This window comes from Pseudomonas sp. Tri1, from assembly GCF_017968885.1.
Lineage (GTDB): Bacteria > Pseudomonadota > Gammaproteobacteria > Pseudomonadales > Pseudomonadaceae > Aquipseudomonas.
This window is the reverse complement of record NZ_CP072913.1, coordinates 6,147,009-6,169,201: the sequence shown is the minus strand read 5'-3', so window position 1 is coordinate 6,169,201 and position 22,193 is coordinate 6,147,009. Positions and strand designations below refer to the sequence as shown.

Annotated in this window: 19 protein-coding genes; 6 read left to right on the top strand and 13 right to left on the bottom strand. The window is 60.5% G+C overall.

Annotation, left to right across the window (positions count from 1 at the left end; all coding sequences use genetic code 11):
- Window positions 1–203: 203 nt before the first annotated feature.
- Window positions 204–779, top strand: coding sequence for a DUF2780 domain-containing protein (locus J9870_RS26935; protein ID WP_210641586.1), 576 nt, complete (start codon window positions 204–206; stop codon window positions 777–779).
- Window positions 780–815: 36 nt separating this feature from the next.
- On the opposite strand, the gene J9870_RS26930 is transcribed toward J9870_RS26935, so the two are convergent.
- The 3 genes from J9870_RS26930 to J9870_RS26920 all read right to left on the bottom strand — a co-directional run bounded on the left by J9870_RS26930 (window position 816) and on the right by J9870_RS26920 (window position 3,349).
- On the bottom strand, window positions 816–1,223 hold the full coding sequence (locus tag J9870_RS26930; protein WP_210641584.1) for a DUF3757 domain-containing protein: 408 nt from the start codon (window positions 1,221–1,223) through the stop codon (window positions 816–818).
- A gap of 117 nt (window positions 1,224–1,340) precedes the next feature.
- A complete protein-coding gene (locus tag J9870_RS26925; RefSeq protein ID WP_210641582.1) occupies window positions 1,341–2,375 on the bottom strand; it encodes an RHS repeat-associated core domain-containing protein in 1,035 nt (344 codons plus the stop codon).
- An 80-nt stretch (window positions 2,376–2,455) separates the two neighbouring features.
- Window positions 2,456–3,349 (bottom strand): acyltransferase, encoded by an 894-nt coding sequence (locus tag J9870_RS26920; RefSeq protein WP_210641580.1) that lies wholly within the window; start codon window positions 3,347–3,349, stop codon window positions 2,456–2,458.
- A gap of 207 nt (window positions 3,350–3,556) precedes the next feature.
- Between J9870_RS26920 and J9870_RS26915 the strand changes: the two genes are divergently transcribed.
- The 4 genes from J9870_RS26915 (at window position 3,557) to creD (ending at window position 7,823) form a co-directional block, all read left to right on the top strand.
- On the top strand, window positions 3,557–4,063 hold the full coding sequence (locus J9870_RS26915; protein WP_058543389.1) for an ATP-dependent zinc protease: 507 nt from the start codon (window positions 3,557–3,559) through the stop codon (window positions 4,061–4,063).
- A gap of 69 nt (window positions 4,064–4,132) precedes the next feature.
- Complete coding sequence (gene creB, locus J9870_RS26910; protein ID WP_210641579.1) at window positions 4,133–4,813, top strand: two-component system response regulator CreB; 681 nt, start codon at window positions 4,133–4,135, stop codon at window positions 4,811–4,813.
- Window positions 4,813–6,231 (top strand): two-component system sensor histidine kinase CreC, encoded by a 1,419-nt coding sequence (creC, locus tag J9870_RS26905; RefSeq protein ID WP_210641577.1) that lies wholly within the window; start codon window positions 4,813–4,815, stop codon window positions 6,229–6,231. The genes creB and creC overlap by 1 nt, the downstream gene beginning before the upstream one ends.
- Before the next feature lie 218 nt (window positions 6,232–6,449).
- Window positions 6,450–7,823: a cell envelope integrity protein CreD gene (creD, locus tag J9870_RS26900; protein ID WP_210641575.1), complete on the top strand. Its 1,374-nt coding sequence runs from the start codon at window positions 6,450–6,452 to the stop codon at window positions 7,821–7,823.
- Window positions 7,824–8,021: 198 nt separating this feature from the next.
- Here the strand turns inward: creD and J9870_RS26895 are convergent, their stop codons facing one another.
- The 9 genes from J9870_RS26895 to J9870_RS26855 form a co-directional block, all read right to left on the bottom strand.
- The gene (locus J9870_RS26895) at window positions 8,022–8,651 is read right to left on the bottom strand and encodes a glutathione S-transferase (protein ID WP_210641573.1); all 630 of its coding nucleotides are present in this window, start codon (window positions 8,649–8,651) and stop codon (window positions 8,022–8,024) included.
- Between the two features lie 100 nt (window positions 8,652–8,751).
- Window positions 8,752–10,050, bottom strand: a complete 1,299-nt coding sequence (locus tag J9870_RS26890) for an MFS transporter (protein ID WP_210641571.1) — start codon at window positions 10,048–10,050, stop codon at window positions 8,752–8,754.
- Window positions 10,051–10,255: 205 nt separating this feature from the next.
- Entirely contained in the window at window positions 10,256–10,435 is a 180-nt protein-coding gene (locus tag J9870_RS26885) for a hypothetical protein (protein ID WP_210641569.1), read from the bottom strand.
- Window positions 10,432–11,562 (bottom strand): PepSY-associated TM helix domain-containing protein, encoded by a 1,131-nt coding sequence (locus J9870_RS26880; protein ID WP_210641567.1) that lies wholly within the window; start codon window positions 11,560–11,562, stop codon window positions 10,432–10,434. Before J9870_RS26880 ends, J9870_RS26885 begins: the two co-directional genes overlap by 4 nt.
- 142 nt (window positions 11,563–11,704) lie before the next feature.
- Window positions 11,705–14,143, bottom strand: a complete 2,439-nt coding sequence (locus J9870_RS26875) for a TonB-dependent siderophore receptor (protein WP_210641565.1) — start codon at window positions 14,141–14,143, stop codon at window positions 11,705–11,707.
- 261 nt (window positions 14,144–14,404) lie between these two features.
- Entirely contained in the window at window positions 14,405–15,385 is a 981-nt protein-coding gene (locus J9870_RS26870) for a FecR family protein (RefSeq protein ID WP_210641564.1), read from the bottom strand.
- The gene (locus tag J9870_RS26865) at window positions 15,382–15,900 is read right to left on the bottom strand and encodes an RNA polymerase sigma factor (RefSeq protein ID WP_210641562.1); all 519 of its coding nucleotides are present in this window, start codon (window positions 15,898–15,900) and stop codon (window positions 15,382–15,384) included. Before J9870_RS26865 ends, J9870_RS26870 begins: the two co-directional genes overlap by 4 nt.
- A 239-nt stretch (window positions 15,901–16,139) precedes the next feature.
- A complete protein-coding gene (locus J9870_RS26860; protein WP_210641561.1) occupies window positions 16,140–16,847 on the bottom strand; it encodes a 3'-5' exonuclease in 708 nt (235 codons plus the stop codon).
- Window positions 16,844–18,778 carry a putative nucleotidyltransferase substrate binding domain-containing protein gene (locus J9870_RS26855; protein ID WP_210641559.1) on the bottom strand — a complete coding sequence of 645 codons (1,935 nt, stop codon included), beginning with the start codon at window positions 18,776–18,778 and terminating at the stop codon, window positions 16,844–16,846. The genes J9870_RS26860 and J9870_RS26855 overlap by 4 nt, the downstream gene beginning before the upstream one ends.
- A 258-nt stretch (window positions 18,779–19,036) precedes the next feature.
- Between J9870_RS26855 and J9870_RS26850 the strand changes: the two genes are divergently transcribed.
- Window positions 19,037–19,483, top strand: a complete 447-nt coding sequence (locus tag J9870_RS26850; RefSeq protein ID WP_210641553.1) for a response regulator — start codon at window positions 19,037–19,039, stop codon at window positions 19,481–19,483.
- A 261-nt stretch (window positions 19,484–19,744) separates the two neighbouring features.
- Here J9870_RS26850 and J9870_RS26845 read toward each other — a convergent pair whose 3' ends face one another.
- Complete coding sequence (locus J9870_RS26845; protein ID WP_210641551.1) at window positions 19,745–21,922, bottom strand: malate synthase G; 2,178 nt, start codon at window positions 21,920–21,922, stop codon at window positions 19,745–19,747.
- Between the last annotated feature and the right edge of the window lie 271 nt (window positions 21,923–22,193).

The window sequence follows — 22,193 nt, the reverse complement described above, 5'->3', positions numbered from 1 at the left end:
GATGTTTGGTAACTTTTGGCGATAACAAATGACTCGATTCTCGTTAAATCAGATGTTTCCCACTGTCTTGAAAGATTTGTCTGTAATAACTGTCGGTCGAAGCGCATACAACGCCTAGGAACAATAGCTGTTCGCGCCAGTCCAAAGCACGCTTTACGCCGCTCTATATGGGCGGTTTTTTCATGTTCAAGAGGATGTCCCGGATGAAGGTTTCACGCGGTTTTGCACTGTCTTGCCTGTTGACTCTGGCCGCCAGCCCGGCTTTCGCGCAGTTCAGTCTCAGCGATGCGGCGATTGTGGTGTCGGCGATGCAGGGCAACTCAGGTGAGGAGGAGGGTGTCGTGGCCGCTGCACCGAAAGCCGCGGGGCTGCTCAATACCCTGGGCTCGGAACTCAAGATCACCCCGGAACAGGCCATCGGCGGTGCCGGTGCGATGCTGGGGCTGGCGAAGAATCGGCTCAGCGAGCCGCAGTTCTCCGAATTGAGCAAAAGTGTGCCGGGCCTGGACCAGATCGCCGGAAACAGCGCCATCGGCGGGCTCAATGGCCTGGGTGGTTTGCTCGGTGGTGGCTCGGATAAAAACGCCTTGCTCGACGGGTTGCTGGGTAACGTCAAGGACACCAATGACCTGAACAACGCATTCAGTGCGCTGGGCATGGACAGTGGGATGATTGGGCAGTTTGCCCCGATCATCCTGCAGTACCTTGGTCAGCAAGGGGTTGCCGGTTCGTTGTTGCAGTACCTGGGGGGGATTTGGGGCACGGGTGCGGGTGTTTGATGAAGGTGGCGACATCGAAAGTCCGCCACGAAACCATCAGAATCTCAAGCTGAAGTAGTCGGCGCTCGCGCGCCTGCAGGTGTTGGCGTCTCGGCTGGCGCAACGGTTGGGCACCAAGGGCAACGATGTCGGCCCTTGGAAGTCGAGGTAATCCAGCGTGAGATTGTTCTCGCCGTAATTGCAGGTGATGGTCACTCTCCTCGGTATCTGTTCATCTTCGTCGGGTTCATGGATCGCGAACTCGGCGTCGTTAAGTTGCAGTACCGCCGGGTTGGCCTCTTGTCCTAGGTCCTGGCTCTGCCATTGGCGATCATCTTGGATTTCTATTGTTTCAGTGGTGCCATGGATTTGTGTTGCCGCCGGGCAGGTGACTTCTCCGGCATGGACATGGCCGATGATCAGCAAGCACATTCCAGCGCCGCCGTCCGTTATGAAGTTTCGCATGGACTTGCCTCCGCAATATGTCCCGGCGACATGTTTGCGGCTGTGGTTGGTGAGGGCTACTGTCAGGGTTGACAGTTTTTTATGTTGATTTGGAATTAAACGAGTCGTTTTTTTCGTTCATGGGGTTTGGCGGAGGTCCGCGATTTCAGGCCCAGGATCAAAGCCTTGCTTGAATCTGGAGTTGTCTCTGGGCGTAGACAGTAAGCTGGGATGGATGTGGACGCCTTCTTTTCTAAGCGCACTTATAGATTTGTTGTCTAACGGATATGGAGCAACAAAGACATGGTCTGGTGCGTTAGGCAAGGTGATAAAGACTTTCTTATTTATGATAGTGAAGTTTGTTGGTAATGGTTTTGGTTTTGTAACCGGTCGCAGTGGTTTCGATGCATTTTTTGGGGGAATTGGTGGTGCCGGTGATTGTTGATCAGGTACAGAGATTGGTGGGGGCGGTGAGCGTTTCTCAGGTACAGAGATTGGTGGTATCGGTGAGTATTGCTCAGGTATTGATATAGAGCTTAATGAGGGCCGTTTTGCAATAAGTAATTGTGTTGACTGTGTACTTTTAAGCGCTTTTGGCCTCAAGTTGGATACCCTTCTGAAGAATTTTCCTATCCCCCAAATATGCCCTGAAGGATCTGTCCGATTCCTCGGATCTCCTCCACAATATACGTATGCATTCAGCCCGCCCCCACCAAACGGACTCCAGCTATCCGGACTATTAAACCGCATCAACACCGGATTGAACGCCCGATACCCATTCCCCAACAAATAATGTCTCGTTACCGGATCCGGCCGTTCGCCGTTAAACCCAAGCAAACTGAGCAAGCCATTTTCCGCCGGGCGATGGCCGTAAGGTGTATAGACAAGGGGATGAAGCCGGTTCGCATCGAGCACATTCAACACCGACCGCTGCTGATCGGTCGCCAACAGGGTGGTATCGATCTTCACATCCTCGCATCGAAGTTGCGCCAACAACTGGTCGTCATGCTGGAAAACGCTTCGCTGCACCGCGCCCTGTATCTCCGTAGCCAATCGACTTTTGCAATAAAAGCGCTGAATACCAGCCTCAGCGGAAGGTGCACAATCGACCAATCGATCCAGCGGGTCGTAGCGGTAGCGACACAATACGGTTCCACGAGGGGCATCAGGCATGCTCCGAACTCCGTGCCAGGTCCAAACATCCGGACCTCTAGCATCGGAGCTTTTTCAGCCGCTGCCTACTATCAGAACTGTTAGGTTCCAATCCCTTCGTTGCGCAACTCAGCGATGCGCCGGTCCTTTTCAGTCCAGAGCTTATTAACCCAGTCCTGCACGTGCTGGCGAAACACCGGGTCTTTTTCGTAATCGCCCTGCCACAGCGCCGGGTCCAGTTCGCGGGTCTGGATGTCGATGATGACCCGGGGCACCGCGCCGCTGATCAAGTCCCAGAACCCGGGAATGCGCGCTTGCGGATAAACCACGGTCACGTCCAGTACCGCGTCCAGTTGTTCACCCATGGCTGCGAGCACGAACGCCACGCCACCGGCCTTGGGCTTGAGCAGGTGGGTGAAGGGTGACTGTTGCTGTTGGCTTTTGGCGGCGGTGAAGCGCGTGCCTTCGAGGTAGTTCACCACGGTGACCGGTTGGCGCTTGAACAGCTCGCAGGCCTGTCGGGTGATTTCCAGATCCTTGCCGGCCAGTTCCGGATGCTTGGCCAGGAAGGCCTTGGTGTAGCGCTTCATGAACGGATAGTCCAGCGCCCACCAGGCGAGTCCCAGGAAGGGCACCCAGACCAGTTCTTTCTTGAGGAAGAACTTGAAAAATGGCGTGCGTCGGTTGAGGGTCTGGACGAGGGCGGGGATGTCGACCCAGGATTGGTGATTGCTGATCACCAGGTAGGAGGTGTCGCGCCGCAAGTTACCGCCGCCGCGAATGTCCCAGCGGGTGGGGATGCACAGGGCAAAGATCAGCTTGTCGATCTCGGCCCAGGTCTCGGCGATCCACATCACCGCCCACGAGGCGTAGTCGCGAAAGCGCCCGGGCAGGACCAGTTTGAGCAACGCGAACACCATCAGCGGGCCGAACAGCACCAGGGTGTTGAGTAACAGCAGCAGGGTGACGAAACAGCCGGTGAGCAGGCGGCGCATAGATGACTCTTGCAAACAGATGGGCGGGCCATGATAAGCAGCTTCGGGCGGCAGGCCAAATCGCGTGGACGAAAGTTTCACGTTGGTTCGGGTAGGCTGGACCCGCTTTTGTGGCCAGGGAGCAATCCCAGGCCACAGGTGCGCGATCAACCGAACGAATCCATCGGCCACGGTCTAAAATCCCACCCACACAGGAAGCCCTCTTGCATGAAATCCTTTCTCGCCCTGCTTTCCCTGGTGGCCCTTCCAGTGCTGGCCGCCGAGCCGACCCTGTACGGGCGCTACGAATACATCGCGTTGCCCGAAATCGGCGGCGAGGTGCTCAAGGCCAAGATGGACACCGGCGCCCTGACCGCGTCGCTGTCGGCCAAGGACATCGAAACCTTCACCCGCGACGGTGATGACTGGGTACGGTTCCGCCTGGCGACCAAGGATGCGAGCAACAAGGTCTACGAACACAAGATCGCGCGCATCAGTAAGATCAAGACCCGTTCTGAAGAAGATGAAGACGACGACGAAAAAATCGCGCCCACCAAGCGCCCCGTGGTCGACCTGGAACTATGCTTGGGCAACGTCAAGCGCACGGTGGAGGTCAACCTGACCGACCGCAGCAGCTTCAACTACCCATTGCTGATCGGCGCCAAGGCCCTGCGCGAGTTCGGCGCAGCGGTGAACCCGGCCCGCCGTTTCACGGCAGACAAACCCGACTGCTGATTTCCCCGATTGACGTGCCCCGAGGCTTGGGGCACCGTTCCGGCAACTTTACTGCCGGGCTCGCAAGCCATGCCTCATATCCTGATTGTCGAAGACGAAGCCGCCATCGCCGATACGCTGGTGTTTGCCCTGCAAGGGGAGGGATTCGACACCACTTGGCTGAGCCTCGGCGCGGCCGCCCTCGATCACCAGAAAAGCACCCCGGCGGACCTGATCATCCTCGATGTGGGCCTGCCGGATATCAGCGGATTCGAGACTTGTAAAAATCTCAGACGTTTCAGCGACGTTCCGGTCATCTTTCTGACAGCTCGGGATGGCGAGATCGACCGGGTCGTGGGCCTGGAAATCGGTGCCGACGATTATGTGGTCAAGCCCTTCAGCCCCCGCGAGGTGGCAGCCAGGGTCCGGGCGATTCTCAAGCGCGTGGCGCCGCGACCGGTGATGGAGCCAGGCATGGCGCTGTTTCAGGTCGATGCCGATCGCGTGCAAATCAGCTATCGCGGCAAACCGCTGAACCTCACCCGCCATGAATTCCGCCTGCTCAACTGTCTGTTGGAACAACCCGAACGGGTCTTCAGCCGCGAACAACTGCTCGACGCCCTGGGCGTGGCCAGTGATGCAGGCTATGAACGCAGCATCGACAGCCACATCAAGAGCGTGCGCGCCAAGTTGCGCCTGGTCCGGGCCGAGGCCGAGCCGATCCAGACCCATCGGGGCCTGGGCTACAGCTACAGTCCGGGGCACAGCTGATGTCGCTGGGGATCCGGATTTTCCTGGTGTATGTGCTGTTCATCGGTTTGACCGGCTATTTCGTGCTCAACACGGTGATGGAAGAAATCCGCCCTGGCGTGCGCCAGTCCACCGAAGAAACCCTGGTGGACACGGCCAACCTGATGGCCGAGATCCTGCGGGACGATTTCAAGGCCGGCACCCTCAACCAGAATCGTTGGCCGCAATTGCTCAAGGCCTACGGCGAGCGCCAGCCGGCGGCGACGATCTGGGGCTTGCCGAAGAACCAGGTCAGCCACCGCATCTATGTCACCGATGCAAAGGGCATTGTGGTGCTCGACTCCAGTGGCGTGGCGGTGGGCCAGGATTATTCGCGCTGGAACGACGTCTACCTGACTCTGCGCGGCCACTACGGCGCTCGTTCGACCCGCAGCGTTGCCGACGACCCGACGTCTTCGGTGATGCACGTCGGCGCGCCGATCCGCGACAACGGTCGGATCATCGGTGTGGTCACCGTGGCCAAGCCCAACAGCTCGCTGCAGCCTTATATCGATCGCACGGAGCGGCGTCTGCTGGCGTATGGCGCCGGGTTGGTCGCCTTGGGCCTGCTGCTGGGCGGCTTGCTGTCGTGGTGGCTCAGCGCGGCATTGCGGCGCTTGACGAGCTACGCCCAGGCGGTCAGCCAGGGCCGTCGGGTGGAAGTGCCGCATTATCGTGGCGGCGAGTTCGAGCAATTGGCGGGTGCGGTGGAACACATGCGCACCCAGCTCGAAGGCAAGGCTTACGTTGAGCGCTACGTGCATACGTTGACCCACGAACTCAAGAGCCCGCTGGCGGCGATTCGCGGTGCCGCCGAGCTGCTGCAGAGCGATATGCCTGCGGCCCAGCACCAGCGCTTTGTCAGCAATATCGACAGTGAAAGCGTGCGCATGCAGCAACTGATCGAACGGTTGCTCAACCTGGCCCAGATCGAGCAGCGCCAGGGGCTGGAGGAAAAAGTCGCGGTGCCGCTGGCGGCGTTGATGGAGGAGCTGCTGGAGGCTCGCGGTGGCTGGATCGAGAGTCGGCAGTTGCGGATCGAGCAACACATCGCCGCCGACCTGGTGCTGACGGGCGAGGCGTTTCTGTTGCATCAGGCCTTGGGCAATCTGCTGGACAATGCCTTGGACTTCACCCCCGTCAACGGACTGCTGCGCGTCAGTGCCGAGCGCATCGGCGATTGTGTGCAGATCCACTTGTTCAATCAGGCCGAAGCGATTCCTGACTACGCCCTGCCGCGCCTGAGCGAACGCTTCTACTCCCTGCCGCGCCCGGACAGCGGCCGCAAGAGTACCGGCCTGGGGCTCAACTTTGTGGAGGAAGTGGTGCAGTTGCATGGAGGGGCATTCCAGATTGGCAATGTCGAGGGAGGGGTTGAAGTGGTGTTGCGGTTGCCCTGAAACCGCATCTGCTATCCGACAACGCCTACCCTTTGTGGGAGCGAGCTTGCTCGCGATAGCGCAGTGTCAGCCAGCATAGCTGGCACTGATCTACCGCCCTCGCGAGCTCGCTCCCACAGTTTTTGGCTGTCAGTTTCCACACAATCTCCACACTCTCCCCATAAACGCCTCACACAGCCCCCCCAGACTCTCCCCCATACGAACAGGGAGAGCCCCACATGAACCGCAGCCTCGCCATAAAACTGGGCATGATTGCCCTACTGATTCTGTTACTGATGATCCCGCTGTTGATGATCAATGGCCTCATCGACGAGCGCCAGGAGCTGCGCGACGGTGTGTTGCAGGACATCGCCCGCAGCTCCAGCTACAGCCAGCAGCTGATCGGGCCGATGATCGTGGTGCCGTTTCGCAAGGAGGTGAAGGTCTGGAATACCAACGAGAAGACCGGTGTGCGTTTCCTGGAAACCGTCGAGCGGTCGGGCGAGTTGTATTTTTTGCCGGAAGAGTTCGAGCTCGACGGCCAGGTCCGCACTGAAACCCGTGCCCGGGGGATCTACGAAGCGCGGTTGTTCCACGCCGATAACCGGATCGATGGCCGCTTCAAGGTGCCTGAGCGCTACGGTGTGGCGGTCAAGGATTTTGCCGATTACCGCTTCGACGAACCGTACCTGAGCGTAGGTATCAGCGATATTCGTGGCATCGAGAATGCGCTGACCCTGACACTGAACCAGCAGACCGTCGACTTTTTGCCCGGTTCGCGGCTTGGCTGGCTGGGGCAGGGTGTGCATGTGCCGCTGCCGATGATCACTGCCCAGGGCAGTCCGGAGCTGACCTTCGGCTTCGACCTGCGCCTGCAGGGCACCGGCGAGCTGCAGATTCTGCCGGTGGGCAAATCCACCAAGGTGCACTTGTCCGCCGACTGGCCGCACCCCAGCTTCATCGGCAACTACCTACCCACCAATCGCGACATTAATGAGCAGGGCTTCAGTGCTGACTGGCAGACGTCGTTTTTCTCCACCAACCTGCTGGAAACGTTGCAAGCCTGCGAACCAAGCGACAGTTGTGAAGCGTTCCGCAGTCGCGCCTTCGGTGTGAGCTTCATCGACCCGGTGGACCAATACCTCAAGAGCGACCGGGCGATCAAATACGCGCTGCTGTTCGTCGCGCTGACCTTCGCCGGTTTCTTCCTCTTCGAAGTGCTCAAGAGCCTGGCGGTGCACCCGGTCCAGTACGCCTTGGTGGGTGTGGCGTTGGCGTTCTTCTACCTGCTGCTGTTGTCGCTGTCGGAGCACATCGGCTTTGCCCCGGCGTACCTGGTGTCGGCCAGTGCCTGTGTGTTGCTGATCGGGTTTTATGTCTGCCATGTGCTGCGCAGCGTGAGCCACGGCCTGGGGTTCTCGGTGGGGTTGGCGGGGTTGTACGGCTTGCTCTATGGCTTGTTGAGCGCTGAGGATTATGCGCTGTTGATGGGCTCGCTGTTGCTGTTCAGCTTGCTGGGTGTGTTCATGGTGCTGACCCGCAAATTGGATTGGTACGGGGTTGGGTCCAAGCCGGCCGCTGCCATGAGCTTTGATCTGGGAGAGGTGAAATGAGCCGGTCGTTGGGGTTGCGTGAGGATCGGCAATGGCGAGAAGTGTTAGTGATGCAGGTTGCTGAGTTGTTTCCTTTGGAGCCAGTGTGCCGCTCATCGCGAGCAAGCTCGCTCCCACAGGGGATCCCGGTCGTCCAGACAAAGCAACCCAATGTGGGAGCGAGCTTGCTCGCGATGAGGGCGGAACGGTCAATGCAAGCTAAACCCTGGGCACCGTCTCAACCATCGAAGGCCGCAAACTGACTTCGGCAAACCACGCCGCCAGTTGCGGATTGGCCTTGCGCCATTCCAGGTCAGGATGGCGCAGGTCCAGGTAGCCCAGGGCGCAGGCCACACTGATGGACGCCACGTCGAAATGACAGGCCAGTTCGGCAATCGCCTCGGCTTCGAGCATGGCCAGGGCGCGGCGAATCTTGTCCCGTTGGGCATCGAGCCATTCGTCCCAGTGTTTTTCCGCAGGGCGCAGGGCGGTTTCGTAACGGATCATCACGGCTGCATCCATGATCCCATCGGCCAGGGAGGCTAGGGTCAAGCGCCGCCAGCGGGCCGCGCCGTCCCGGGGGATCAGCGGGTTGCCGACGTGCTGGTGGTCGAGGTAGTCGAGGATGACGCGACTGTCATGGATCACGCTGCCGTTGGCCAGGCGCAGGGCCGGGATCTTGCTCAATGGGTTGTCATCGATCAGGGCCCGATCCGGTTTGACCGGCGTGAGCTGGCTGAGCTGTAGTGCCACACGGTCTTGCTGACCGGTTTCGTGCAGCAGCACCAGAACCTTGCGGACAAAGGGTGAAGCGGGGTTGTGGAACAGCGTCATGCTGGGGGTGGACATGGCAGCGTCTCGATCAGTGGGACTTGTTGCGCAGCATAGCGCGTTCAGCCGTGTACAAGGCAGGCGCGACCTGGGCGATGAGTCCCGGTCGCGCCATGCATCAGGCGGCTGGTTGAAGGGCCTGCGGCGCTGGTGCCGATGTCGTCGGTTGTTGCTTGAGTTCCCGGGCGACGGTCCAGACGATAAAGGCCGCGACCACATCGAAGATCGCTAACAGCACGAACAGTGGGCTGTAGCCGATCTTGGTCACCATCACGCCAAACAACAGGGTGAAGGCCGCCGCGCCCAGATAGCCGAACATCCCGCCCATGCCGGTGGCAGTGGCGACTTCATTCTTGCCGAAGGAATCGGACGTGATGGCGTACAGCGCGCCGGACAGGGTCTGGTGGGCAAAACCGCCGACACACAGCAGGGCGATCGCCGTGTACGGGCTGGCGACCAGGCCTATGCACGCCGGGCCGATCATGCAGGAGGCACCGAACAGCAGGACCATTTTGCGCGAGGTGAACAGCGACACCTTGCAATACTTGTGGAAGAACGGGCTCAGGTAACCGCCCAGCACGCAACCGAGGTCGGCAGCCAGGAACGGCAGCCAGGCGAACATCGCGATCTCCTTGATGTTCATGTGCCGCTCGGTCATCAGGTACAGCGGGATCCAGGCGTTGAACGTTTGCCAAGCCGGCTCGGAGAGAATCCGGGCACTGGCGATGGCGTAGAAGTTGCGGCTGGCGATGATGCGTTTCCAGCTGCCTTTCTTCGGCGTCGGATCTTGGAAGTGGGCTTCCTGGCCGCTGAGGATGTAATCGCGCTCGGTGTCGCCCAAGAGCTTTTGGTCGCGTGGATGCTTGTAAAAGATCAGCCAGAGGAACGTCCAGGCCACACCCAGGCCGCCAACGATCAGGAACGCCAGCTCCCAACCACTGTTCAGAATCGCCCAGACCACGAGTGGCGGAGCCAGTACGGCGCCGATCGAGGAACCGATGTTGAACCAGCCGATGGCCACCGAGCGTTCCTTGGCCGGGAACCATTCGGTAGAGGTCTTTACTGCAGCCGGCAGCCCGGCGGCTTCCGTCAGGCCGAGCAAACCACGGAAAAACGCCAGGCCTTGCCAGCCCGAGGCCATGGCTGCTGCGGCACAGGCGATGGACCAGGCGAAGGCGAAAATGGCGAAACCCATCTTGGTACCGATGGCATCGATGATGTAGCCGGCCACCGGTTGCATCAGCGCGTAGCAGATCTGCCAGGCCACGACGATGTGGGAATACTGCTCGGTGGAGATGTTCATTTCGCTCATCAGGGTCGGAGCGGCCACCGAGAGGGTATTGCGAGCCAGGTAGTTGACCATCAGGCCGGCCGTGACCAGGCCGACCATCCACCAGCGGATGCCTTTGATTTTCATCACTTCACCATCAATTATTTTTGGAGTTGGTGCCGCATGTCTTGTTGTAGGTTGTCGTACAACATTGGCCTTTATAGAAGTGCAAGGATTAATTTGTCAATAAATATGTCGAAGGTTGTGGGGTTTGAATTAACCGGCGGTGTCGGCGGTTATCGTATGACGAGCAGAGGAGGGCGTGCGTCTGGCCAATGCCCGCCCGAATGACTCAGCGGCGCGGGATCAAGCCCCACACCGCCACCACAGAGGGGATACCCAACCCCAGCCAACTGACGGCGTCCCACAGACCGTCACCCAGCAAGGCACTGAACAGCCCTGCCGCGCAAAGGACCCCGATCACCATGGGCACGCCAAACACTTTCCAGAAACTCGATTGCCGGGGCCTCACGAGGCGACCTCCGCACCGACGGTTGCACGCTTGGCCGCTTTACGCCGCACCAGCCACAGGTAAACGCCACTGCCAAGGACGATGATGGTCAGCACGTCGAGGGTCGCCCAGAAAATCTGCATCGGCCGGCCACCGTAGTCGCCGAAATGCAGCGGCAACGACAGGCTCATGACGTCCAAGTACCAAGGCCGTTCGGCCACGGCGGTGACGTCCAGGGTGCTGGCGTCGATCAGTACCGGGGTCAGCAAATGCGAAGTCAGGTGGGTGCTGCCTTTCATGAATACGCCGTAGTGGTGCTCACTGGAAAACAGGGTGCCGGGGAAGGCGATGAAACTCGGCGCCATGCCCGGAGCGACCTCCTTGGCGATGTCGAGCAAGCGGCTTGCCGGTGCCAGTTGCGTCAGCGGCGGGGCGTTGCGGTAGGGTTCGACCATGGCGCTGAGGCTGTCGTTGCGCCAGGCGGCGATGATCAGGTCGGCGCATGCGGCGATCACGCCGGTAACGCCAACGGTCAGCGCCCAGACCAGCGTCACCACACCGATCAGGTTGTGCAGGTCGAGCCAGCGCAGGCGCGTGGATTTGTCTTGGCGTACCGTGGCGAACCTCAAGCGGCGCATGAACGGCAGGTACAGGACCACCCCGGAGACGATGGCAATCACGAACAACAGCCCCATGAACGCCAGCAACAATTTGCCCGGCAACCCGGCGAACATGTCCACGTGCAAGCGCAGCATGACCATCATGAAACCGCCGTTGGCCGAGGGCATTGCCAGGGCCTCACCAGTGCGCGCGTCGAGCATGAAGGTGTGGGACGAATTGGGTTCAGTGCCGGGTGTTGGCGCCATGATGGTGATGACGCCGTTGGGTTCGTCCTCGTCCCAGCCAAAATACTGGACCACCTCACCCGGGCGATGGGCCTTGGCTTTTTCCACCAGTTGTTGCAGGTCCAACTGCGGCGTGTCAGTCGGCATTTGCCGAAACTCGGGAGCATCGCCGAGCAGGTGTTCGATTTCATGATGGAAGATCAACGGTAGCCCGGTGATCGCCAGCATCAGCAGAAACACTGTGCAGATCAGGCTGGTCCAGGTGTGGACAAAGGACCAGCGGCGGATGGTTTTGCTTTTCATGATTGATCCGGATGCAAAAGGGCACCTGTGGCGAGGGGATTTATCCGTGGAAACAAGGCTTGCCCGCGAAACAGGCGATGCGGCCCTTTAGAAACCGAGTCGCCTCCATCGCGGGCAAGCCTTGCTCCCGCGCGCTAACCGCCTACCACTTGTAATTCACACTGGCGACGACGTTGCGCTGATCGCCGTAGTAGCAATAAAAGCCATCGCAGGTGGACAGGTAGTCTTTGTTGAAAATGTTCTTCGCATCCACCGCCACCGAAACACCTTTGAGCGAATTGTTCAGGCGACCCAGGTCGTAATGGGCCGACGCGTCGTAAACGGTGTAGGAGCCGACATGGCCCCAGTCGGTGTTGGTGGTGTTGCCGTAGGTGTCGCCGACATAACGCACACCGGCGCCGACGCCAAAACCGTCGAGCGGGCCGTTGTGCCAGGTGTAATCGGCCCACGCGGTAGCCTGGTTACGCGGCACCTGAGCCATGCGCTTGCCTTTTTCAGCCGTCGTGCCTTTGGTGATTTCGCTGTCGTTGTAGGTGTAGGAGCCGATCAGCTTGAGGTTGTCGGTTACATCGCCGGAGGCTTCCAGCTCCAGGCCGCGAACCTGAACTTCACCCACCTGGCGGGTGACGTTGTTTTCAGTCACGGAGTTGTTCTTCTGGGTCAGGTCGAACACTGCGGCGGTCAGCAGTGTCTTGGTGCCGGGTGGTTGGTACTTGATGCCGGCTTCGTATTGTTCACCTTCGGTGGGTTTGAACGCATCGGTGCTGTTGACGGTTGAACCCGCTGCTGCCTGGAAAGACTGGGCGAAGGAAATGTATGGCGTCACACCATTATCGAAGACGTAGCTCAGCGCCGCGTTGCCGCTGAATTTCTTGTCGCGTTGGGTGTTGGTTGCATCGTTCAGGTTGTGGAAAACGGTGCCGGTGTGAATCCAGTCTTCACGACCGCCCAATGCCAGGCGCCAATTGTCCAGGGCGATCTGGTCCTGAACGTACAGGCCGGTCTGGTGGGTCTTCTGGTTGTAGTCGTACATGGTGAAGTACTGGACGTTGGAGAAGTCCTGTCCGTAGACCGGGTTGTGGATGTTGCTGGTCGGTACGCCAGTCGAACCCCAATCCCAGCGCGAATTGCTGTTGGCGCGCTGGTGATCCAGGCCCAGCAACAGGGTGTGGCTCAACGCGCCAGTCTGGAAATCGGCCTGGAAGTTGTTGTCCACGGCGAACTGACTGATGTCCTCGTCAACGACACTGGCACTGCGCTTGACCGTGCCATCGGCGCTCACCGCTTCGTCAGGACCCGCCGGCCAGAATTGCCCACCGGCGGAGATGCCTTGGGTTTCCAGGTCGCTCTTGGTGTAGCGCAGGTTCTGGCGGAACTGCCAGGTGTCGTTCAGGCGATGTTCAAAGGCATAGCCTAGGGCGTAGTAGGTGCGGTCATAGAATTCCCAGTCCGGGTCGCCCAGGTTCTTGTGATGGGAAATCCTGCCCGCCGCCGAGGCCAGTTTGGTGCCCTGCAATGGCAGGAATTGCCCGGTGATGCCAGTGTCGTCGCGGGTGTACTGGGACAGGAACGTCAGGCGCGTGTCGTCGTTGATGTTCCATGTCAGGCTCGGGGCGAGGTTGTAGCGTTTGTCCGGGATGTGATCGACCTGGGAATTGCTGTCGCGCACGGTGCCGCTGACCCGATAAAGGAACTGGCCTTCGTCATCGACCTTGCCAGTGCTGTCGAAGTTGATCTGCTTGTGTTCGTAGCTGCCGGCCTGCAACTCGACTTCGTGGCTGCTCTCGGCTTGTGGGCGCCGGCTGACCATGTCCAGCATGCCGCCCGGGGGCGTCTGGCCGTAGACCGAAGAGGCCGGGCCGCGCAGCACGGCGATGCGTTCAAGGTTCCAGGGTTCGATCTTCGGCGTGATGTAGTTGCCCTTGGGCAGTGGCAGGCCATCGAGGAACTGGGTCGGTATGAAGCCACGCACCAGCAGCCAGTCGTTGCGCGAGTCCGAGCCGTAGCCGCTGCTCTGCACACCAGCGGTGTAGCGCAGGGCGTCGTTGAGGTTGAGCACGGAGCGATCTTCCATCTGCTGGCGTGTCACCACGGACACCGAGCGTGGCAGTTCGACAATCGGCGTATCGGTCTTGGTGCCGGCGGCGGTGCGGGTGGCGACATAGCCTTCGGTCGGGCCCCACGCGGTTTCGCCGAAGCCGGCGCCAATCACGCTGGTTTCCGGCAGGACCATCACGCCTTCAGGCACGGCCACCAGGCTGTAGGTGCCGGCGCTGCTTTGTTCCAGTTGCAGGCCGGTGCCACGCAGGGCCTCACGCAGTGCCCCGGTGGCATCGAACTGGCCTTGGACCGGCGCTGAAGTTTTGCCCGAGGCCAGGGACGGATTCAGGCTCAGGGCGAGGCCGGCCTGGCTGGCGATCTGGTTCAGGGTGCTGGCCAATGGCGCGGCGGGCAGGTTGTAGGTGCGCATACTCGTGACCTGTTCGGCGGCCTGCAGCGGGCCGCTGGCGAGAGGAACGGCAAAGGCAATGGCAACGGCCAACAGGCTGGGGCGCAACAGGGTGTCTAGCGGGCGGGACATACGGCGGCTCCTGAATGGAAATATTTCTCAATTGCCTGAGTGCCGGATGAAAATTGAAAAGTGATAGAGGCTGGATGAAAATAATTTAGATTCAGTTTTCTGGCGGGTAGTCCAGCCTGGTTTTTGTGCTGAGGCGGTTGGTCCCATCGCGAGCAAGCTCGCTCGCACATTTGATCTTCAGTGAACCCCGCCTTGTGTACGCCGCGCTCTACTGTGAGAGCGAGCTTGCTCGCGATGGCGTCATCACTGACACGAGGTTCCTCAAGGCTTGGTATCGGTCCGCGCGCCCACCACCACCCACCACCGCGTGTGATGTTCGACCTGCACCGGCAAGGTCGGCAGCAGCGCGGTCAGGGCCAGGTCGGTGTCATGCAACGGAAAGCTGCCGGTGATGCGCAGGTCCGCCACCTGTGGCTCTACGCCCAAATAGCCGTGCCGGTAGCGCCCCAGTTCATGGACCAGATCTTCGAGGCGGGCGTTGTCCACCACCAGCATGCCGCGAGTCCAGGCATCGGCGCCGGGGCTCAGGGCCATCGTCGGCCCGAGACCGTCGCGGCGCATCAGCACCTGCTGGCCTTCGCGCAGGATCTGTTCGACATCCGTTGCCTGTGGATGCGCCGCAACCGCGGATTTCAACACGCTCAGGCGCGTGCCTTGGTCCTCGCGCTTGACCAGGAACCGGGTGCCGAGGGCGCGCATGCTGCCTTCGCGGGTCTCGACGATAAACGGGCGCGGGTCGTTGTGACCGGTTTCCACCAGGATCTCGCCTTCCTGCAGGACGATGCGGCGCTGCTTGTCATCGAAACGCACGTCCAGTGCACTGTGGGTGTTGAGGTTGACCAGCGTGCCGTCTGCCAGGCGCAGGGTGCGTTGCTCGCCAGTGGCGGTACGTTGGTCGGCCAGCCAGTAATCCAGCGGCAGGTAACGCTCCCCGGCAAACAGCGCCAGGCCGATGACCGCGACAAGACTGGCCAGGCCGCTGCCCACTTTGCGGACCCGGCGGCGAATGCTCACCCGTGATTGCAGCAACGCGGCCCTCGCCGGTCCACTGGCAACGCTGAAACGCTGGTCGAGCATGCCCAACTGCCGCCAGGCCCGGGCATGTTCTTCGTCCGCAGCATGCCAGCGGGCGAAGGCTTCGCGCTCCTGGGCGCTGCCGCTGCCTGAGTCCAGCGATAACTGCCAGGCTATGGCCGCATCCAGCACGCTGGCCGAGACCGGTTTGCAATGGGCCGGGCTCATGTTGGCTCACCGTAAAGCGCGATATAGCACTGCCGAATGCCCTGGGCCAGATACTGCCGTACCCGTGGCACCGAAACCCCCAGGCGCTCGGCGATTTCGGCGTGGCCGAGGCCGTCGAGGCGGTTATACAGGAACGCCGCGCGGGCTTTGCTCGACAGTTGGCCGAGCAGGCGATCGATATGCTTGAGGTCTTCGAGGATGATCTGCTGTTCTTCCACGGATGGCTGTTCGGCTTCGGGAATCAGCATCAGCTCGCTGAGGTAAGCCTGCTCCAACGCCGCACGCCGGAAATAATCGAACAGCAACCCCTTGGCGATTGCCACCAGGAACGCCCGGGGCTCGCGGGGCGCTTTGAGCTCCTCCCGGCCCAGCAGGCGCACGAAGGTGTCCTGGCTCAAGTCCTCGGCCCGTTGCGCACAGGCGACATTGCGTCGCAACCATGCCAATAGCCAACCGCGATGGTCACGGTATAACGCACCAACCAGATCGCTGTGAGGGCTAGGGACTGACGACACGGAGCATCACCGACGTTTTAAGTAACGAGAATTGTTCGCGATTGTGGCAGAGGCGAGGGAAAGAAAGCAATTGGCACTGGTCGGAGCAGCCGTGGCGGGGGAGTGTGACAAGCAACGCAGCCCCATGTGGGAGCGAGCTTGCTCGCGATAGCGGAGTATCAATCAACATCAATGCCACTGATTCACCGCTATCGCGAGCAAGCTCGCTCCCGCAGGAGGGCTTTGTGTTCTCAAGTCTTCTAAAGCGAAGGTGCCTGCTGCCGCCGTTTCCACTGGCCCAACCGCTGTTGCAGGTCAAGCGGGCTCTGGATCTGCTGTTGGCGGGCACGGCTGAACAGGATCAACGCCAGTTCGGCGGTGGCCAAGGCGTCGGCACTGGCGTTGTGGCGGTCGAAGACTTGCAGCTTGAACCAGTCGATCCACTCATCCAGGCCGGCCTTGCGCAGATTGGCCTGGGGGCAAAGCATCGGCGCCAGGTCGGCCACGTCCAGGAACGCATGCTGCAAGCGATACCCCAGGTAATCCTTCAAGGCCCGCCCGAGCATGTGGGAGTCGAATGGCGCATGAAAGGCCAGCAGCGGACTGTCGCCGACGAATTCCATGAACGTCAGCAGCGCCTCGGCCGGGTCGCTGCCGGCGGCAATGGCGCTGGGCGCCAGGCCGTGGATCAACACGCTCGGCCCGAGCTTCTGCTTGTCGCATTGCAAGGTGCGTTCGAACTGCTGGCTGAAATCGATAGCGCCGTCTTCGATCACCACTGCACCGATGGACAGCACCTGGTCCTTGTTCAGGTTCAAGCCGGTGGTTTCCAGGTCCAGCACCACCCAGCGCTGTTCCCGCAAACTGCGTTCATCCAGTGGCGAGGGGGCGGGCAGGCGTTCCAGGCGCTGCTGCAACATCGGCGGCAACATCGGCTGGGCCGGGCGTAGCCAGGAAAAAATGCTCACAACTGGTACCTCACCGCCAGGCTGCTTTGCAGGCGTTGGGCCTGGCGCAGGGATTCGCGCAGGATACGCCGGTCCAGGTGATTGAGGCTGTCAGGGTCGACACGATTGGAATAGGGCAGGTTCTCGCGGGTTTGCAATTGATGTTGTTGCATGCGGGTCTGCTGGATGAAGTGGTAGGCCTCTTCATAAGCCGCGCCATCGAGCGGTTCGATCACTTCCTTGACGACCAGTTGCCGCAAGCGCTCCAAAGTATTGATGGCTTCGATGCCATTGGCCAGCGCGAGCAAACGGGCGCCGTCGACGAAGGGCGTGAGGCCCTGCACCTTCAAGTCGAGGGTCGCTTTTTCACCATTCTTGCGGCTCAGAACGAAATCCCTGAAGCGTCCCACCGGCGGGCGATGGCGCAGCGCGTTCTCGGCCAGCATGCGCTGGAACAAACGGTTATCGGCTACTTGTGCAAGCACCTGTTGGCGCAGTTGTTCGCAGCCCTGCTCATCGCCCCAGACCACCCGCAAGTCGAAATAGATGCTCGAACCCAGCAGGTTTTCCGGTGTGGCTTCACGAATGAATGCCGCAAAGCGCCGGGCCCATTCGGCGCGGGACAGGCACAGCTCGGGGTTGCTGGCCATGATGTTGCCCTTGCACAAGGTGAAGCCACACAAGGCCAGGCTCTGGTTGATCTGCTGGGCGATGGGCAGCAGCAACCCGCGGATCTGCGCCGCATGGGCCGCGTCCCGCGCTTCGAACAGAATGCCGTTGTCCTGGTCGGTGTGCAGGGTCTGCTCGCGCCGGCCTTCACTGCCAAAGCACAACCAACTGAACGCAACGCCCGGGTCGCCCTTGTCGGCCAGGGTCAACTCGATGACCCGGCACACGGTGTGGTCGTTGAGCAGGGTGATGATGTGGGTGATCTGGGTCGACGACGCGCCGTGGGCCAGCATGCGCTCCACCAGTTGGCCGATTTCGCCGCGCAGGGCCACCAGGTTTTCCACTTTTGGTGCGCTGCGAATGGTCCGGGCCAGGTGCACCAGGTCAACCCGTTGCAGGGAAAACAGATCGCGCTCCGACACCACGCCACACAGGCGCTGATCCTTGACCAGGCAGACATGGGCGATGTGCCGTTCGGTCATGGCGATGGCGGCGTCGAAGGCGCTGTGGTCCGGCGAGAGGTAAAAAGGTGTCTGGGTCATGTGCGCCGCGATGGGCTGGGAAAAGTCCCCAGAACCGTCGGCCACTACATGCCTGAGGTCGCGCAGAGTGAAAATCCCCAGCGGGGCTTTGTGCTCATTCACCACCACGATGCTGCCAACCTGTTGCTCGTGCATCAACTTCACGCCTTCGCGCAGCGGTGTGTCCGGGCTGCAACTCACCGGATGACGCATCGCCAGTTCACCCAAGCGTGTATTGAGGGAGTATTGCGTGCCCAGGGTTTGCGCGGACTTTTGCTGGACCTGCTGGTTGACCTGGTCGAGCAGGCTGCTCACTCCGCGCAGGGCGAAGTCGCGAAACGGGCCGGACAGGGCGAACAGCTTGATGAAGGCCTGCTTGTTCAATTGCAGGCAGAACGTGTCTTCGCCGGCCCGGTGCTCGGTACGGGTGGCCCGCTCGCCCAGCAGCGCAGCAAGGGGGAAACATTCGCCGGTGGTGATTTCGAAGGTGGTCTCGGTCCCGCCCTTGGCCGTATGCGGACGTTCGCCCACCACCCGGCCCTGCTTGACGATGTAAAAGTGCTCCACTGGCCCGTCGGCCGGTTTGATGATGCTTTCGCCGGGCGCATAAAAACGCAGCAGGCATTGCTCCACCAGGTAGGCCAGGTGGGCATTTTCCATTTGATTGAACGGAGGGAAACGCTGGAGAAACTGCAGTGTCCCCTGGATGTTTTGCAACACCGCGGTTTTCCCTGCCTGGATGAAAGCGTCCGCTTTTTTCATAACTGTTACGCAGCTTTTTCGAATTGTTGTGGTCGGAACTGTTCTCCATGGTCGGCCCCTCAGCGTGGGGTGCCCATTGGACGTAAGTCTAGGTCGCCGAATAGGGGCCGAACTTACGGAAAAATCCCAGGCCAGGTGTCAGAGAAATCTTCATTAAATATTCTTGGAAAAAAATCCGACGAAGTGCACATTGAAGCGCTGCCGAACGATGTCTGACCACTGTGCCAGGGGATCGATTTAAAGAACTTAGAGAGCATCATGTCCGACCACGATATTTTGAGTGACGACGAGCGCGAGGCGCTGAGTGCCGTCATGCTGGAACCTGACCTGCCGCCGCAGCGCGTCTTGATCGTCGATGACGACAAGGACGCTCGCGAGTTGCTGTCGGAGATTCTGGCGCTGGACGGGATTCACTGCATGACCGCGGCCAGTGGCGAGACGGCACTCAAGATGCTGGAAACCAAGCCGTCGATAGGGCTGCTGATCACCGATCTGCGCATGGGTAACGTCGATGGCCTTGAACTGGTTCGCCTGGTACGCGAGTCGGAGCGGGCAGCGCTGCCGATCATCATCGTGTCCGGCGACGCCGACGTGAAGGACGCCATCGAAGCCATGCACCTGAGCGTGGTGGATTTCTTGCTCAAGCCTATCGATACCGAAAAGTTGCTGGGCTTGGTCAAGCATGAGTTGGGGGTGGATCTCTAAAATCACTTGCCGAATCGGGGCCTAGTGGCGAGGGGGTTTATCGAAACGTCGCCCCCCCCGCTGGGTTGCGTTGCAACCCTGAAGCTACCGGCTCGGTGTGTCAGATTGACTGAGTTCAGCTCTTTTAGGTTGCTGCGCAGCCAGCGGGGATAGATCCCCCGCCACAAAAACAAAAGCAGTGCTTGGCAAATACCTTCACTTGTAATGAAAAAGCCCTGATCTTTCGACCAGGGCTTTTTTCATTGCATCACTGCCGCTCAATCACAAACCATTGGCGGCCTTGAACTCGCGACGACGACGGTGCAGCACCGGCTCGGTGTAGCCGTTAGGCTGCTTCGTGCCTTCAATCACCAGTTCGACCGCCGCCTGGAAAGCGATGTTGCTGTCGAAGTCCGGCGCCAGCGGACGGTACAACGGGTCGCTGGCATTCTGGCGGTCCACCACCGGCGCCATGCGCTTGAGGCTTTCCATCACTTGGTCTTGGGTGACGATGCCGTGGCGCAGCCAGTTGGCGATGTGCTGGCTGGAGATACGCAGCGTCGCACGGTCTTCCATCAGGCCGATGTCGTTGATGTCCGGCACCTTGGAGCAGCCAACGCCCTGGTCGATCCAGCGCACCACGTAGCCAAGGATGCCCTGGGCGTTGTTGTCCAGTTCATTCTTGATCTGCTCTGGCGTCCAGCTCGGATTGACGGCCAGCGGGATGGTCAGGATGTCGTCCACCGAAGCGCGTGCTCGCTTGGCCAGTTCGGCCTGGCGAGCGAACACATCGACCTTGTGGTAATGCAGCGCGTGCAGGGCAGCAGCGGTCGGCGACGGTACCCACGCGGTGTTGGCGCCGGCCATTGGATGGGCGATTTTCTGTTCGAGCATCGCCGCCATCAGGTCCGGCATGGCCCACATGCCCTTGCCGATCTGTGCGCGACCTTGCAGGCCGGTGCTCAGGCCGATGTCGACGTTCCAGTTTTCGTACGCGGCGATCCACTTCTCGGCTTTCATGTCAGCCTTGCGCACCATCGGGCCGGCTTCCATGGAGGTGTGGATTTCGTCGCCGGTGCGGTCGAGGAAACCGGTGTTGATGAACACCACGCGCTCGCTGGCGGCCTTGATGCAGGCCTTGAGGTTGACCGTAGTCCGGCGCTCCTCGTCCATGATCCCGACCTTGAGGGTGTTGCGCGGCAGGTTCAGCACGTCTTCAACGCGACCGAACAGCTCGTTGGTGAACGCCGCTTCTTCCGGACCGTGCATCTTCGGCTTGACGATGTACACCGAACCGGTGCGGCTGTTGCGCCGCGACGTGTTGCCGTTGAGGCTGTGGATCGCCGCCAGGCTGGTGATCAGGCCATCGAGGATGCCTTCCGGCACTTCGTTGCCATGCTGGTCCAGGATCGCGTCGATGGTCATCAGGTGGCCGACGTTACGTACGAACAACAGCGAACGGCCGTGCAGGGTCACGCTCGAACCGTCGACAGTGGTGTAGACGCGGTCGGCGTTCATGGTGCGGGTGAAGGTCTGGCCGCCTTTGGCGACTTCTTCAGCCAGGTCGCCTTTCATCAGGCCGAGCCAATTGCGGTAGATCACCACTTTGTCATCGGCATCGACGGCAGCCACCGAGTCTTCGCAGTCCATGATGGTGGTCAGCGCGGCCTCCATCAGGATGTCTTTGACGCCGGCGGCGTCGGTTTGGCCAACCGGAGTGCTGGCGTCGATCTGGATTTCGAAGTGCAGGCCGTTGTGCTTCAGCAGCACGGCGGTGGGGGCCGCGGCGTCGCCCTGGAAGCCAATCAGTTGGGCATCGTCACGCAGGCCGCTGTTGCTGCCGCCCTTGAGGGCGATTACCAGTTTGCCGTCGACGATCTTGTAACCAGTGGCATCGACATGGGAGCCGGCCGCCAGCGGTGCCGCTTCGTCGAGGAAGGCGCGGGCAAAGGCGATGACCTTGTCGCCGCGAACCTTGTTGTAGCCTTTGCCTTTCTGCGCGCCGTCGGCTTCGCTGATGGCGTCGGTGCCGTACAGTGCGTCATACAGCGAACCCCAACGGGCGTTCGAGGCGTTGAGGGCGAAGCGGGCGTTCATCACCGGCACCACCAGCTGCGGGCCGGCCATGCGGGCAATTTCGTCATCGACATTTTGCGTCGTGGCCTGGAAATCCGCCGCTTCTGGCAGCAGGTATCCAATGTCTTGCAGGAAGGCTTTGTAAGCCACGGCGTCGTGGGCCTGGCCGGCACGAGCCTGGTGCCAGGCGTCGATCCGCGCCTGGAAATCGTCGCGTTTGGCGAGTAGGGCTTTGTTCTTCGGCGCCAGGTCGTGGATGACCTTGTCAGCACCGGCCCAGAACGCGTCGGCGGTGAGGCCGGTTCCGGGAATGGCTTCGTTATTCACGAAGTCGAACAGGACTTTGGCGACCTTAAGGCCACCGACTTGAACGTGTTCAGTCATTGCTTGCCTCACTCTGCTCAGCTATTTCGCTTTTCAGCTCTTCGATTTTGACAATGAAGCCTCGGGACATTTAAACCACAAACCCCGGAACCAGTACATGCCATCGCTGGCGGCTGGGTGTTAAGCCTTGCTGACGGGGCTTTTCAGGGATGCGACTGGCCTTAAGCAGACATCGCTTCAACGTTATGTAGTGCTCGCTGCGGCATACTACATGATCAATTGGGCTTGTGAAAATTAGACTAATTGCGTCGTTCCGCGACCGACTAAAGCA

Coding starts and splice junctions, on each gene's coding strand:
- J9870_RS26925 (WP_210641582.1), bottom strand. CDS start 2,375: ATGCCTGATGCCCCTCGTGGAACCGTATTGTGTCGCTACCGCTACGAC.
- J9870_RS26895 (WP_210641573.1), bottom strand. CDS start 8,651: ATGTCCACCCCCAGCATGACGCTGTTCCACAACCCCGCTTCACCCTTT.
- J9870_RS26855 (WP_210641559.1), bottom strand. CDS start 18,778: ATGAAAAAAGCGGACGCTTTCATCCAGGCAGGGAAAACCGCGGTGTTG.
- J9870_RS26870 (WP_210641564.1), bottom strand. CDS start 15,385: ATGAGCCCGGCCCATTGCAAACCGGTCTCGGCCAGCGTGCTGGATGCG.
- J9870_RS26915 (WP_058543389.1), top strand. CDS start 3,557: ATGAAATCCTTTCTCGCCCTGCTTTCCCTGGTGGCCCTTCCAGTGCTG.
- J9870_RS26845 (WP_210641551.1), bottom strand. CDS start 21,922: ATGACTGAACACGTTCAAGTCGGTGGCCTTAAGGTCGCCAAAGTCCTG.
- J9870_RS26880 (WP_210641567.1), bottom strand. CDS start 11,562: ATGAAAAGCAAAACCATCCGCCGCTGGTCCTTTGTCCACACCTGGACC.
- J9870_RS26875 (WP_210641565.1), bottom strand. CDS start 14,143: ATGTCCCGCCCGCTAGACACCCTGTTGCGCCCCAGCCTGTTGGCCGTT.
- J9870_RS26930 (WP_210641584.1), bottom strand. CDS start 1,223: ATGCGAAACTTCATAACGGACGGCGGCGCTGGAATGTGCTTGCTGATC.
- creD (WP_210641575.1), top strand. CDS start 6,450: ATGAACCGCAGCCTCGCCATAAAACTGGGCATGATTGCCCTACTGATT.
- creB (WP_210641579.1), top strand. CDS start 4,133: ATGCCTCATATCCTGATTGTCGAAGACGAAGCCGCCATCGCCGATACG.
- J9870_RS26920 (WP_210641580.1), bottom strand. CDS start 3,349: ATGCGCCGCCTGCTCACCGGCTGTTTCGTCACCCTGCTGCTGTTACTC.
- creC (WP_210641577.1), top strand. CDS start 4,813: ATGTCGCTGGGGATCCGGATTTTCCTGGTGTATGTGCTGTTCATCGGT.
- J9870_RS26935 (WP_210641586.1), top strand. CDS start 204: ATGAAGGTTTCACGCGGTTTTGCACTGTCTTGCCTGTTGACTCTGGCC.
- J9870_RS26850 (WP_210641553.1), top strand. CDS start 19,037: ATGTCCGACCACGATATTTTGAGTGACGACGAGCGCGAGGCGCTGAGT.
- J9870_RS26890 (WP_210641571.1), bottom strand. CDS start 10,050: ATGAAAATCAAAGGCATCCGCTGGTGGATGGTCGGCCTGGTCACGGCC.